At 48.5% G+C, this 12,921-nt stretch carries 12 protein-coding genes and 1 tRNA gene; 8 read left to right on the forward strand and 5 right to left on the reverse strand.

Annotated features, from left to right (window positions below):
• Nucleotides 1–179: 179 nt before the first annotated feature.
• The 5 genes from FOE74_RS13535 (at nucleotide 180) to FOE74_RS13555 (ending at nucleotide 5,093) form a co-directional block, all read left to right on the forward strand.
• Nucleotides 180–255 (forward strand) — tRNA-Phe (locus FOE74_RS13535).
• Nucleotides 256–718: 463 nt separating this feature from the next.
• Nucleotides 719–1,600, forward strand: a complete 882-nt coding sequence (locus FOE74_RS13540) for a TIR domain-containing protein (protein WP_149099144.1) — start codon at nucleotides 719–721, stop codon at nucleotides 1,598–1,600.
• A 593-nt stretch (nucleotides 1,601–2,193) separates the two neighbouring features.
• Complete coding sequence (locus FOE74_RS13545; protein ID WP_149099145.1) at nucleotides 2,194–2,829, forward strand: hypothetical protein; 636 nt, start codon at nucleotides 2,194–2,196, stop codon at nucleotides 2,827–2,829.
• Nucleotides 2,830–2,886: 57 nt separating this feature from the next.
• Complete coding sequence (locus FOE74_RS13550) at nucleotides 2,887–4,116, forward strand: tetratricopeptide repeat protein (protein WP_149099146.1); 1,230 nt, start codon at nucleotides 2,887–2,889, stop codon at nucleotides 4,114–4,116.
• A gap of 65 nt (nucleotides 4,117–4,181) precedes the next feature.
• Nucleotides 4,182–5,093 carry a toxin-antitoxin system YwqK family antitoxin gene (locus FOE74_RS13555; RefSeq protein ID WP_149099147.1) on the forward strand — a complete coding sequence of 304 codons (912 nt, stop codon included), beginning with the start codon at nucleotides 4,182–4,184 and terminating at the stop codon, nucleotides 5,091–5,093.
• A gap of 423 nt (nucleotides 5,094–5,516) precedes the next feature.
• On the opposite strand, the gene FOE74_RS13560 is transcribed toward FOE74_RS13555, so the two are convergent.
• Nucleotides 5,517–5,924, reverse strand: coding sequence for a cupin domain-containing protein (locus FOE74_RS13560; RefSeq protein WP_149099148.1), 408 nt, complete (start codon nucleotides 5,922–5,924; stop codon nucleotides 5,517–5,519).
• Nucleotides 5,925–6,216: 292 nt separating this feature from the next.
• On the opposite strand from FOE74_RS13560, the gene FOE74_RS13565 reads away from it, so the two are divergent.
• Nucleotides 6,217–7,170, forward strand: coding sequence for an HNH endonuclease (locus FOE74_RS13565; RefSeq protein WP_149099149.1), 954 nt, complete (start codon nucleotides 6,217–6,219; stop codon nucleotides 7,168–7,170).
• On the opposite strand, the gene FOE74_RS13570 is transcribed toward FOE74_RS13565, so the two are convergent.
• On the reverse strand, nucleotides 7,160–7,933 hold the full coding sequence (locus FOE74_RS13570) for an HNH endonuclease (RefSeq protein WP_149099150.1): 774 nt from the start codon (nucleotides 7,931–7,933) through the stop codon (nucleotides 7,160–7,162). The genes FOE74_RS13565 and FOE74_RS13570 overlap by 11 nt on opposite strands.
• Before the next feature lie 79 nt (nucleotides 7,934–8,012).
• Nucleotides 8,013–9,155 (reverse strand): putative sensor domain DACNV-containing protein, encoded by a 1,143-nt coding sequence (locus tag FOE74_RS13575; RefSeq protein ID WP_149099151.1) that lies wholly within the window; start codon nucleotides 9,153–9,155, stop codon nucleotides 8,013–8,015.
• Between the two features lie 385 nt (nucleotides 9,156–9,540).
• Here FOE74_RS13575 and FOE74_RS13580 point away from each other — a divergent pair, with 385 nt between their 5' ends.
• Both FOE74_RS13580 and FOE74_RS13585 read left to right on the forward strand, forming a co-directional pair.
• Nucleotides 9,541–10,413: a DNA/RNA non-specific endonuclease gene (locus FOE74_RS13580; protein WP_225840812.1), complete on the forward strand. Its 873-nt coding sequence runs from the start codon at nucleotides 9,541–9,543 to the stop codon at nucleotides 10,411–10,413.
• A gap of 138 nt (nucleotides 10,414–10,551) precedes the next feature.
• Nucleotides 10,552–10,944 carry a nuclease A inhibitor family protein gene (locus FOE74_RS13585; protein WP_149099152.1) on the forward strand — a complete coding sequence of 131 codons (393 nt, stop codon included), beginning with the start codon at nucleotides 10,552–10,554 and terminating at the stop codon, nucleotides 10,942–10,944.
• Nucleotide 10,945: 1 nt separating this feature from the next.
• Here FOE74_RS13585 and FOE74_RS13590 read toward each other — a convergent pair whose 3' ends face one another.
• Together FOE74_RS13590 and FOE74_RS13595 are read right to left on the reverse strand one after the other, a co-directional pair.
• A complete protein-coding gene (locus FOE74_RS13590) occupies nucleotides 10,946–11,221 on the reverse strand; it encodes a hypothetical protein (RefSeq protein WP_149099153.1) in 276 nt (91 codons plus the stop codon).
• A gap of 400 nt (nucleotides 11,222–11,621) precedes the next feature.
• Complete coding sequence (locus FOE74_RS13595) at nucleotides 11,622–12,710, reverse strand: DnaJ domain-containing protein (protein ID WP_149099154.1); 1,089 nt, start codon at nucleotides 12,708–12,710, stop codon at nucleotides 11,622–11,624.
• Between the last annotated feature and the right edge of the window lie 211 nt (nucleotides 12,711–12,921).

Genomic DNA, 12,921 nt, shown 5'->3' on the forward strand with positions numbered 1-12,921 from the left:
AAGGAAGTTTAGACATGGAAACTGCTAGTACTACGAACGAATTTAACAAAGTATTCTGAAAAGGTCAGAAAAGATTTTTTTGCCAGAAGTTTTGCAAATCCGGGCTAGCTCCTTACATTTGCATACTTTTTAACCACAACGGCAGCGAAACATCTCCGGAACGGTTCTTAAAAGGTGCTGGTGATGTAGCTCAGTCGGTAGAGCAAAGGACTGAAAATCCTTGTGTCGTTGGTTCGATTCCAATCATCACCACCAGCATAGAAAATCCCGCTTCAGCAATGGAGCGGGATTTTTGTTTTTTCACTCATTTCTGGCAGTTTACAACCTCTAAGAGAAAACTCAGATGAGACACTAGCAAGACACGCATATACCTGCTTATTGGCTACACTCACTAGATTTTGTTGCGTTGCTTGTCTCTCCTACTGTCTCTCTGAAAGGAGACATAAACACATTAAAGCTCTACGGGGTGTTTTACACTTAGCTTAGCTTGACCTCGTTGCTTTATACAGCACATGAGAAAACATCTGCTAAGTTTTTACTTAGAGTTTGCATCTTTATGAGGAAGGGACACTTAGGTCTATCACTGTACTTCATACTGTTAATACTGTTATGGTTTAAACAGATGCACCTATAAAACGCCGCAGTCAGAAAGATATAATGGTAAGTAAATCATTATATTCAGGGTTGAAAATATTCAAGCACCTCATCTACACTACCAATGGCATTAAACCCAGACCTCATTGCTTTTTATATCAAACGTATTAGAAGCGCAGAAGAAAGAACTTTTGGTAGTGAGGCCGCACATCTGTTTCAACATATCCACTCAGAAGTGAAAGACAATCCCATTTTCCAGAAGTATGAGATTGAGACAAGTGCATGGAAGGGATGGCCGAATGATGTCGAAGAAGATGCCTGGGTTTCAGATTGGTACTTACCCTCTGAACATGAAAAGGCTAAATCGCTTTCATACTACTTGTACAAGAAGAGTGCAGAAATGAAGGAGAACGCGTCTCAAATTGTGTTTGCGTTGATGCAGGACAGAACTATGAGTAGTTCTATAAGTAAGTTCAATACAGTCTTCTTAGACTATTTCTCTCAAGCTTTGGACGATATCATCAGAGCCAACCCAGAGTTAGTAAAAGATGAACCTGCAATAGCTAATGGCAACACTGTTTTTATAATACATGGGCATGATGGCTTGATGAAGACTCAAGTGCAATTGCTTCTTACCCGTGCTGGAGTCAGAAACATCGTACTGCATGAACAGCCAGATAGAGGCAGAACCATCATTGACAAACTTGTAGAGGAAGGTAGAAGCTCAAACTATGCTATTGCTTTATTCTCTCCAGATGACTCCATGGATGGAGGTCATAAAAGAGCTAGACAGAATGTAGTATTGGAAGTAGGTTATTTCATGGGTAAGCTTGGTAAAGAGCGTGTCAGAATGCTAGTCAATGACAATCTAGAAATCCCAAGTGATCTCAGCGGGATATTATATGAGAAGTATGATGCTTCTGGAGCGTGGAAAATGAAGATTCTTAAAGAGCTTCAGGCAGTAGGCATCTTTGTTGATTTTAACTCAGTATTGAACCTGTTTTAAGACGAGCTTGGTACTATATACGTCTTTAGTGACTGGAAGTAACTACCCGCCTACCCAACCTCCCTCTCTTCTGTATCATCTGCTGTCTCACAATAGACAACACATTTTAGGATAGAAGTGCAAGAACGACAACCAGCTTCTGGAAAGAGTTATGGGTAAATTTACCGTTTTTTTACCCATGACGATAAAGACGTGAGTAAGTTATGGGATTCTTTACCCATAACAACCTACCCTATAGTTGCTATTGAATGCCATTAAGATCTACGTGACTACACTAGCTAATAGCACTGTAGTAGTACTATGCTTTTATATTCATACTTAAAACTCTATATTTAATCAACCTTAGACATAGATGCTATAAATGATTATAAAGAGGCAACTACTCACCCTCTTGTTTGTGATACTGTCAATTTGCAGTTATGCCCAAACCACACAAACAACCTCCAAGAAAGCACCAACCAAGAAAACAGCTACTAGGTCTTCACCTAAGGTGTACATCTGTGAAGGAGGCAGTGCTTACGCCTATCATAGCTTCTCATCCTGTAGTGGATTGAACAGATGCACCCATATTATCTCAGCAGTCACCCGCTCAGATGCAGAGAACAACTACAGCAGAAGACCATGTAAGAAATGTTACTAGTCTGGACCTTCTACCCATTCTATCTATAAACATGGCTAGGTACCTTTCTCTATTCTTCCCTCTTCTACTTGTACTTACAGGCTGTAGTCTTAAACCCAACAAAGCAAGCTCCGACAACTCTCCTTTGGAGGCTTTCAAGGGGAAGAAACCTTTGATAGTTCTGGATGGCAAACCCATACCTCAAGACTCGTCTTTAGAGCAATATGCGACCAAAGAAGAGATTGAATCTATAGAGCTTATCGAAAACAACTCTGAGAGCAGAGATTATCTCAGTATAACCTATAGGGAGGCTGCCAAAGATGGAGTAATCAAGGTAACTACCAATACCCATAAGGCTAAACTGAGACAACAGCTCTTTGACTCTCTGCTTGAAAGGTTGAAAGCATATGAGCAGGCCCCATCAACGTTTCTGTTTGTGAAGGATGGTCTTTTAATGGCTGAGGAAGAAGTTACAAAGCTGAAGGCCTTAAACCCATCAGAACTGGTGGATGTGGTAGTGTTAAAAGAGGAAGCAGCAAAGGCAATCTATGGGAGTGCAGCCAGGGAGACCACAGTGCTTATAAACACGCGCAACATAAGTAATAAATAATCTAAATCTATTAGCGGCTGAGCTATATCAACCTTATTCAACCATTATTATACAACATTGAATACAAGAACCATTCTAGCGTTAGCCCCTAAATCGTACTGGATCTTCTTATGCATTGGCCTCCTGTTGAGGATACCAGAAGGACCTATTGCCATCAAATGGTCCAACATCGCCTTAAACCTGCTCTTCCTATATTTAGGAGTCAAAATAGCGCTAATTACTCATGAGCTAGGGCATCTATTATTCGCCAAGATGGTTGGGGGCATCCCAAGGAGAATGGTACTAGGCAGAGGGCATGAGGTCTATCGTACTGAGATCATGGGTGTCAAGGTAATAATTAACTCCAACGTCAACTCAGGACTGGCCTTCGCAACGTTCGAAAACCTTAAGCAAATCAAGTTTAAACTTATCCTATTCACCAGTGGTGGGTTTATCGTCAATTTCCTGACTGCAGCCCTGCTCTTCTATTTCAATGGGTTTGAGATTGACCCTGATACTGGGTTACATGCCTCTTCTGCGATTGGTTTGGTCTGCCTCCTTACAGGTCTGACCAGTTTGATTCCAACCAGGAGCAGTTACCAAGGCATGAGGCTCTTCTCTGATGGCCTATCGATCTTGAAGATTCCCTCTTACAAGCAGGAAAGCCTAATGGAGCTAAGTCTTACTGGCAAATTCATGGACGCATATGATCTGTTTGAGGCGAAGGAATATGCTCAGGCCATTGAGATATATCAGTACTGTTTGGACAGAAACCCAAAATTGGTTTTGCCCATCATGAATACAGGATTAGCTCACCTGAAAATGGGTGATCACCAACAATCCACATATTACCTAGAGTCCCTTATCCCCATGATGGAAGAGACTGAGAATATTGGTTATAAACCCATTGTTTACAATGGACTCGCGTGGAATTACCTGCTGATAGAAAACCTTGCTGAAGCAGACAGATTCTCTGAGTTAGCTTATAGTATTCTACCAAACAGCGAGCATATAAGGGGCACGCGTGGCTCTGCGTTAATCGCCTCAGGCAGATACGATGAGGGAATAAAGCTTCTTGTAAACGAAGTTGACTTTAAGTACCCTAATAGTAATACCCTGGCAGCTGCTACCTTCCTAGCCCAGGCCTATTATGGGTTGAGGAATGAGCCAGAAATGAGCAAGTATCTATCCTTTGTCGAAAGCAACATTGAGAAGTTGGAAACAGACGAAAAGCTGTTGTTTGAGAGAATAAATCAAAGGATCACTTATAAAGAATTAGTTATGGATACTGCAGAGGAATATTCCTAATTCGCTTTGCTGGTCCTAATAGCAGCAAAAGCAAAGAAGGATAATAGTGAACCTCAAAACAACATATGAAACCATTCCTACTCTTAGTCATACTTTTAATATTCACCTTCACTTTACAGGCGCAAAAGTCAAACACAAAGCAAATTATACCCCTTACTACAGATACCGTATACTTTGATCAGGATTGGGAGCGAACACATTTAAGAGAAGACATTAAATATGCCCGCATCATAAAAAGAACAGTTGAAGGAGTACCTTACGGTACTGTCAGGAACTTCTATTACCCATCATGGAAAAAGCAGTGGGAAGGTAAACTATTGAGCGAAGACCCTGACGTTCCTTTTGGCCTATGCACGTCTTGGTATCCAAATGGGAAGGTTAAATCCATAGCCACTTACAAAGATGGGGAGGCACAGGAAGACATCCGCATGTGGCATGAGAATGGAACTAAGATTACATGCACATACAAATTCATCGACGCCTTACCACTCACTAGAGCGAAGCTTCACTCGTTCTTTAATCCAGGAAGCTCCAGAAAAGTAATTAGCATTGACCTCCCTGCCAATGCACACGGTATTGTATTCAAAATAGACTTGCGAGATGAGGGAGAACCAGCAGTAGACTGGGCTACTGCATCAACCTTGGCATCTTTGTCAATGCTTGGAGGAGCAAATGATTTTCTATTTTCTGGTGCTAAAGCACTGTCTAGGGCTTCCTCTAATCAAACAAGATCTACTACATGTCACTATTTCATAACCACTAGCTTAGAAGATGCTAACCATTTTGAAAGAACCAAAGGAGAGATTCCTGATAAGAACTCTAGCATATGGAAAGCAAAGAATGTCCCACAGGATACACGCCAATTATCTATTCCTAAAGATGCCAAGACTCTTTACTTCTGTATCAATAATGACAACTTACAAACATCTGCTGAAGCAACACTGAGCGTAAGCGTTCTTCAAAAACAATGTAAGTAGAAGTAAGCTGTAAACTTGCAAGAAACATCGACTAGAGTAAGCAACCGCCAGCAGTTACTAACATATTTAGGCTTATCCACACCAGTTACCAACACTTTTAGACAAAACACCCGTCTCGCTAACGTCTGTAGCATCGTAAAGAACCAAGGATTAAGACTTAGATTTACCCAATAAGGGGTACTTAATATCGCTCTTTTAAACAAATTCCGCAGTCACTCCATAGTATGTATACAAAGAGAAACCGGCATCCCGCTTTACCTCCTGAAGCGGGATGCCGGTTTTAAGGCACTTTTAACAAAAAGGCCGCCAAAGCGCCTGTGTAGAAAACAAGCAATTTTAACCCTGTTATTCAACCTTCAGGTGAGCATTGCCTCTTGGTTGGCCTTGGTAACCAGTTAAGAACTTGGCAGAAATCACCGTGAGTTATTCCGCCTTGGGCAGCAGCCGGTGGTGATGGAAGGTATCCATGCCCAGGCGGCTAAGGGTTTCTTTCTCAAAGTCGAACTCAATCAGAACGGCGGGTTCCTCCCCTACCACCCAGCCGTCGTGCCCGGGCTCTATGGCCACTACCTGCGGCGCGATAAGGTCTTCGGTGATGCCATCAGCGTATACGATATGCAGGCGCCCCTTCGCCAGGAAACCCAGGTGCGCGTGCATGCACAAGTCTGTTCCTACAATGGGTTTCATGTGGGTAGACCACTTAAAGCCAGGGGGATAAATCATCCGTTTTACCCGGGCATCGCCAGCCTTTACAAAATCAAGCTGCACTCCGCCTACTAGCCGGTGTTCGGCTCCTGTCATGGGGGCCAATAGTGTTTCGGGTGAATCCATGGTCTTGTCTTTTAAGGGTGAAGCCTAAATGCCTTGTTTGAACACTTCAAATTAAATGCCTGATAGCTAACACTATCTCCCATTAAGTTACTTTTATTTCCTGAATTATGTTATTGGCCACCTTAAAATATTTCAATCAGGGAGCAGTTAAGACAAGGGTGTGCTCCTTTTTCCTTTCCAAAAGCGAAACACTCTCCGGGAGCCTTCATCTGTTTTAGACTTGCTTTTGGTACATTAGCCCCAAAACACAGATTTTGCCTTCTTTTACCTTGTCAACCTCCGCCTTTAATTGATGCCTGCGCCCCAAGAAAGCCTTACGTTCTATCTACAGAAGTTCACCCGCTTACGGCAAGGCGTGACCAAGTTTGGACCAGCACCGCATAAAGCAATTCTGCTGCTGAGCATCATAGAACAGTTTGAGAAAGGGGAGGTACACCAAAACCAGATCTTCATCTCGCCTGAGCTAGTAGGTGTGTTCAAAGAGAACTTCGCGCTGCTAGTTACTACCGGTCATAACCCAGATTTCTTCCTGCCCTTCTACTATCTCGCCAGCGAAGGCTTTTGGTTTGTGAAGACGTTACCGGGCAAAGAGTTGAATGCCCACATCAAAAGCTTCCATGTGTTGAATGGTTTAGTGGACTACGCTTACCTAGCCGAGGACCTTTACGCTCTTCTGCTGTTGCCGGAAACCCGCCATCATCTGAAGACCGCTTTGCTAAAGCGCTACTTTCCTGCCAGCCGTCTGCACCAACAAGTGAAGAGCGACGGGGGCTATCTCCATAACCTGGAGAAATACATCCTGAACGAAAGCCCTGCCATCTACACCCCGCTTCAGCAAACGGTACCCGACGAAGAGCAGGTGTTTGTGAGAGGCGGCTTGTTTAAGAAATTGGTACCGCAAGTCTATAATTTCACCTGCTGCATCACCGGCATGCGCCTTATTTCCAACCACGGTTTCTCAATGGTTGACGCTTGCCATATCGTGCCCTTTAGCCGCACCAGTGACGACCGCGTCACCAACGGTTTGGCCCTTTGCCCCAACCTGCACCGGGCCTTTGACCGCGGCTTGATCACTATAGACCCGCAATTAAAGGTAGTGGTCTCCCCTTCCATTGCCGAAGACGAAGCGAATGCCTACGCCTTGAAGAAACTGGCCGGGAAACGGCTGAACTTACCGTTTGGCGCCATCCATTACCCTGCACCAGAGAATCTGGCTTGGCACCGGGAGAAGGTGTTCAAGGGATAAACCTCTGCGAATTATGGTATTCCAGGAAGCTCCTTTCAGGTAAGAATCTAGAAGGCAAGATCATTCTCCTATTATCATATTTCAGAAAATAATCTGTGGCAGAAGCAGAAGTCCCTTCTTCTTTCAGAGAGGAAGATATTTTGATAAGGTAATCAGGAGTAATAGTCAGTAAGCCCGCCTCAAAAGCTTTGTCATGCAAGGCATTGATGATCAACCCATTTCTAGGGTTTAATCTATTCTTCTCATCAACAGCCCAAGGGTTTATGTGCCCAGCTACCAGAAGAGCAGGAATTTGGAGGCCAGTGATACAGCAGGTGGAGTTGTATGCTGCTAGAACCGTTCGCCTGAAAAAAGCTTGGTTCACCCGCATTTTAACCATTTGTTCTCTCACTCTTCCCTCTTTAGGAAGTTCTGTTTCCTTAATGTGATAAATCTCCTCAATCGTAGATTGGGAGAGCTTTGCCCTTATTTTTTCACTCTCAAAAGGAAGCTCTTCCCAGTTCTGGTTGAATTCATTCCAAACCTGCTTGTCCAGTTTACTTGTGTTCTTAGCACCCTTAATACCTCGCTCTTGTAAACTTGTATCTAAGCTTGCAAAATTCACAAGCTTATAGGCTACAGAGTTAGCAGTTCTCCCTATTACCCTCGCTAATTGCTGTACTTCTGGGTTATTACTGTGGAGCTTACCAAAGGGCAACGTACAATACAGATTTATTGCTAAAATCAATTCCTCTCTGCTCCATAGAGTTTGGCCTTCCTTCATACGCAAAAGTAAAATCAGCAAAAATCGCCAAGCATATCAACCTTTATTCCTTATTTCTCCCAAACAGATTCCAAAACACCTACAACAGCAACGTATCCACCCTATGCGCGTGCACCATCATCTCACACGGAGACCAGCTGAAGATGGTGAAGCGGCCGTCTTGGGAGGCCACCAGGGCGGTGGCGTCGCGTTGGTCATGCACGAACTGGGCGGCGGAGAGGTGACGGGTACCGCCGTTGTAGACCGGATGGATGATGATGGCTTCATTGCCCTCTACAGGTTCTGTGACCACGATCTGCTCTACTTGCTCATTCCCGTCAGAGCGCAAGATCTTGGCCCCGAAGGCCAGTACTTCATGCTGGTCGTTGATGACGGTGGCCCCGTCTACCGCCGTAAGGCCTGCCACTCCGTCAATCTCGCGGCGCAAGGCTCCCTGCCAGAGGCTGTGGCTTCGGTCTTCCTTGTCTTGCCGCATCAGTTCAGCCAAGGATGAGAAAGCGGGTGAGATGGCGTACTGCATGGGCTGCACGATAGACTCCTGCCATTTGTCTGAACCGGCCGGCACTACCAGCAGGGTGCCGCCGTTGCCGTGCGCCCGCATAGAAACCGCTAGCTGCACCAAGACATTCACAGAGGCATTCCAAGAGGAAGGCGTGGTAAAGCCCAGCAGGGAAGTCAGCACCTCGGGGCAGTCTGGCAGGCTGTCGCTGCGCTCGTCTATGATCTTGACCACATCTCCTTTCAGCACGGCCACGTTGGCAAATTTCCCGAACCCGCTGGACCGCCGGTGCTTGACCACCAACAGACCCGGCTCCGACACATCCAGCACAAAGCACAGACTCAGGATCTCGCGGGTGGTGCCCCACAGGTACAACTCCCCGTTTTCGTGCCACACACCCAGATGGATACCCGCCCGCTCCACTCCCGGTGCCAACTTGGTGAGGGTATGAGAAGAAAGCGGAAGCCGCTGGGCGAACAGAAGCGGCCTACCGGCTTGGTCTGGCGGCAGAAAGGCCAGGGAGATCTTAGGCGATTGCCCTTCCTCTTTTCTGAGACTGGCCCAGAAAGCGACATCAATGAGTGCTTCCACCACCTCTACCGAGGGGGCAGGGGCTACGTTTCCTTCTCCGCGCAGCCGGGCTTCGGTCTGCTGCTGGGCAAAATGGCGTTCTATGGTGGGCGCCACGGCGGTGGCCGCAGCATAGGTTGTTTTTCGGTTCATGTACCAGTATTCATGGTTCAGCAGGAAGGGAAGGTCTTTTGCATACCAAGCCTTTCCCTTAGGCACTCCCTCACCGGCCTTTGCCGGCCAAGGGAAGGTCTGCCGCTTATTGAGAATCTAACTTACGTTTAGTTTTAGTCACTACCGCCTGAGGCGGTAATTTGTTTAAGCAGCCAGGTACTGGAGGACCTTGCCCCTTCCTGCACCGCATCCCCTTGGGGGATTTATGGGCCGATTTTGGGGAAACGGCAGAAAAACCGTCCGCCTGCACTTGGCTCCCCAAAGGTCGATCATAATTATTTAACACATAATATTCCTATCCAAATCATGACTATACGCTTTTAACCTGCTACCTTGCTTCAAATAATCAAACAAACCCTGCTTTATGAAAAAATTTTACCGCCCCCTGCTGTTCGCGTTGGCCTTAGGCTTGGGCACCTCCTGTTCCATGGAAGAGGTGGCACCCACTCCCGGGCTTAGCCAAACCACTTCCAGTGATGCCACTGCCACCCAAGACAGCCACCTGGCCATGGGTAACCCCAGTGGCGCCGGCACCAGTTACAGCAACTACCTGGTCAGCAAACCGCAGTTCGTGATGTCGTATAACAGCTACCGGGGCACCCCAAACTGGGTAAGCTGGCACCTGAGCAGTGCTTGGGTGGGCAGTACGCCGCGCCAGGATGACTTCAGGGCCGACACCTCGTTGCCCAGCGCCTTCTACAAAGTACAGACCTCAGACTATACCGGCAGCGGCTTTGACCGGGGCCACAACACCCCCTCGGCAGACCGTACCCTCACGGTGGCAGACAACTCGGCTACCTTCCTGATGTCTAACATGATCCCACAGGCAAGCACCAACAACCAGCAAACCTGGGCGGGCTTGGAGAACTACTGCCGCACCCTCATCAACGCGGGCAATGAGCTCTACATCATCATGGGCAGCTACGGCGTGGGCGGCACCGGCCTCAACGGCTACAAAGAAACCATTGCCGGCGGCAAAGTGACCGTGCCTAACCGCATCTGGAAAGTGATTGTGGTACTCCCCAATGGCTCCGGCGACGTAAGCCGCGTGACCACCAGCACCCGCGTGATTGCCATCAACACGCCCAACTCCACCAGCATCAGCAGCACCTGGGGCACGTACCGCACCACCGTTGATGCCATTGAGGCGGCTACCGGCTACAACATTCTCTCTAACGTGCCTGCCACTATCCAGAGCACCATTGAGGCCCGCGTAGACAACGGCCCTACCCAATAACAAGACGTTCAACCTCTGCAGCGGGAGCCACGCTGCAGTCAACCCAAGAGAGAACAGGAAGTCTGGCCAGCAGGCTTCCTGTTTCTTCTTCAAGACATGATGCACAGTATTTCCCCGGCAGATTAAATCAATAGAAAAATGTCCTCTCTCCTTCAGCAATTAGAGCAGGCCGCCCAAGGCCTATGGTTTCTCAGTGAAAGCGAATCTGCGCTGGAGCCTTTTACGCTACCAGCGGGTACAGCCCTTGAAACGGAGGCTGATTTCCTGAAAGCCATGGGAAGCACCGGCCAGCCGGTAGAACAGGTCACGCTGCCTTATTTCTTCCGCAACATGGTGCGCCAAGACCCAGGTCAGGATCCGGCGCAGCAAGCCATCGCGCAGCGGTTTGTGGCGCTGCAACAGTGGCTGGAGGCAAATTTACAGGAGGTACGGGTGTATAGAGTAGGCCAAATACAGGTACAGGCGTATGTGGTGGGTAAAACGGAGGAAGGCTCGTGGCTAGGGCTTAAGACCACCCTGATAGAAACCTGAGCTATTCTTTTTCATGTATCAGTTCCTGCACCAGTTTCTCCAGTGAGGTGGTTTTGAGGTAAGGTTCCAGCTGTTCCTGAGAGGTGAAGGTGCGCACCATGCCCACGCTGCCGCAATGCTCCAGGAGCCAGACTTCCGCGTAAAAAGTACCCATAAAATACAGGCTGATGTGGCACCACCCTTTTAAGCGGGCATGCAGGTATCTGCCGGTGGTCTGCACGCAGTTCATCTGTTCTGTCAAGGACAACTGGCTGAATTCTGTCACTTTTATTTCCATCTCTACTAAAGCCTTTCTTGTTCTCTCTTACGCTGCTAAAGCCTGCTTTAGTGCTTAAGATACCGTTTTTTTATTTCCTGGCACCACAGAACCGTTTCCTTTCTCTTTCTGCAAAACCAGGCCTTTTCTGGCAAGCCGTTCTTTTTCTGCCGGTACTCCTCTCCGTTTCCGGGCTGGTTTTCCTGAACCGGCGCCTGGGCACTGACTTCAGGAATTCATGCTAATCAGCTTCCCGTAAAGGGAGGAAACTTCTACAACGAGGGTGGTTCCCAGAGGGTTGGCCGCTGGGTCCATTATCTAATCTTCTTCTTTGACGGGTGCAATTTCCGGCGTGTTTTCCGAGAAACACCCCAAAAATCCTAGGGTGTCCGCGGAAGCGGCAGAAGGGACTACCATGTTATTACGGCTGGCACTGGAAAGCGGCCTCTTCCCGCGCCCGGGCGAAACCCAGTTTGGCTGCTTTGTTTAGGAGAACACAGCCCTGTGCCTTGTCGCCCTGGGCTTGCTTTATTTTGGCTTGCAGGTAAAAGGCCTTGGCATTGGCAGAATCTTGCCGCAGGGCCTGCTGCGTGTCTTGCCAGGCCTGTCCCAGTTCCTGCTGCCGGTAAAGCGCGAAAGCCCGGTACAGCAGGGCCTGGGTGGCTTCCGCCGAGGTTGCGGGGGTTTTCTGCAGGAACCGGCTCAGGTCTGCCTGGGCCTGGGGCCAGTTGTCTTCGGCCTGCAGGTGCACCAGCCCGCGGTCCAGCAGGAAGGTGGCCTGCGTGGTATCCAGGGAGATGGCTTTGTTCAGGTCCTGCAAGGCCTCTGGGTAGCGCTTGGCCTGCAGGTAGCTCTTGCCGCGGGCGGCATACCAGGTGGCCGGTGGTTTCCCGTTTTCCTGCAGGGCCACGGTGTAATCGGCAATGGCGCCGGTGGGGTTCTTCAGGTAGGTTAACCGCAGCGCCGCCCGCCGCACCCGGGCCTCTTCCAGCCCTGGCTTGTGCTCTAGGGCTTCGGAATAGGCGTCATGGGCCTGCTGCCAATGCTTTTGCGCTTCGGCTTGCCGCCCCTGCTCCATGGCCCGGCCCGAGGCGATCCTGCTCCACCCCAGGTAGGCCCCTACCACCAGCAGCACCGCCGCCAGTACCACGGTCAGCACGATCAGCAGGTCGCGGCCAGAGAAATGGGTGGGTTTCTGGGGCCGCTGCCGGTAGTGCCGCTCCTGGAAACCGGCCGGTTGCCGCGTGTGGTGGTAGCGGGGCGTGGCATAGGCCTGGGCCTGGCGCCGCACCTGCTCGTATTGCCGCTGCAGGTCAAAGGCCGCCCGCCGCTTGGGATCAGAGAGCACCTGGTAGGCGTCGTTCACCTGCTTGAAGCGCTCCTCGGCGTGAATGTTGTTGGGGTTCTTGTCGGGGTGCAGTTTCAGGGCCAACCGCTTGTAGGCCGCCTTTATCTCGGCGGCCGAAGCATTGGAGGAGACTCCTAAAATATGGTAGTAATTCTTGCTCAACGGTTCAAAGGCAGGCGGGCTATCCGCAAAAATACGAGTTCCTGTGGGGGAGTGGGTGTTCTGGCGGTCCGTTTTATACTTATTTTCTGAAAATCAGCCGCTAAACCGGTTTTACGCAGCCCTCATTTAAGTTATCCCTCAGAGGCCCATTTGCGTATGGAATTTTGAGGAAGTTTATTTTTGGAATATTTTTCCGTAGATGTACCGTATA

Source organism: Rufibacter glacialis (assembly GCF_008271745.1).
Classification (GTDB): Bacteria; Bacteroidota; Bacteroidia; order Cytophagales; family Hymenobacteraceae; genus Nibribacter; species Nibribacter glacialis.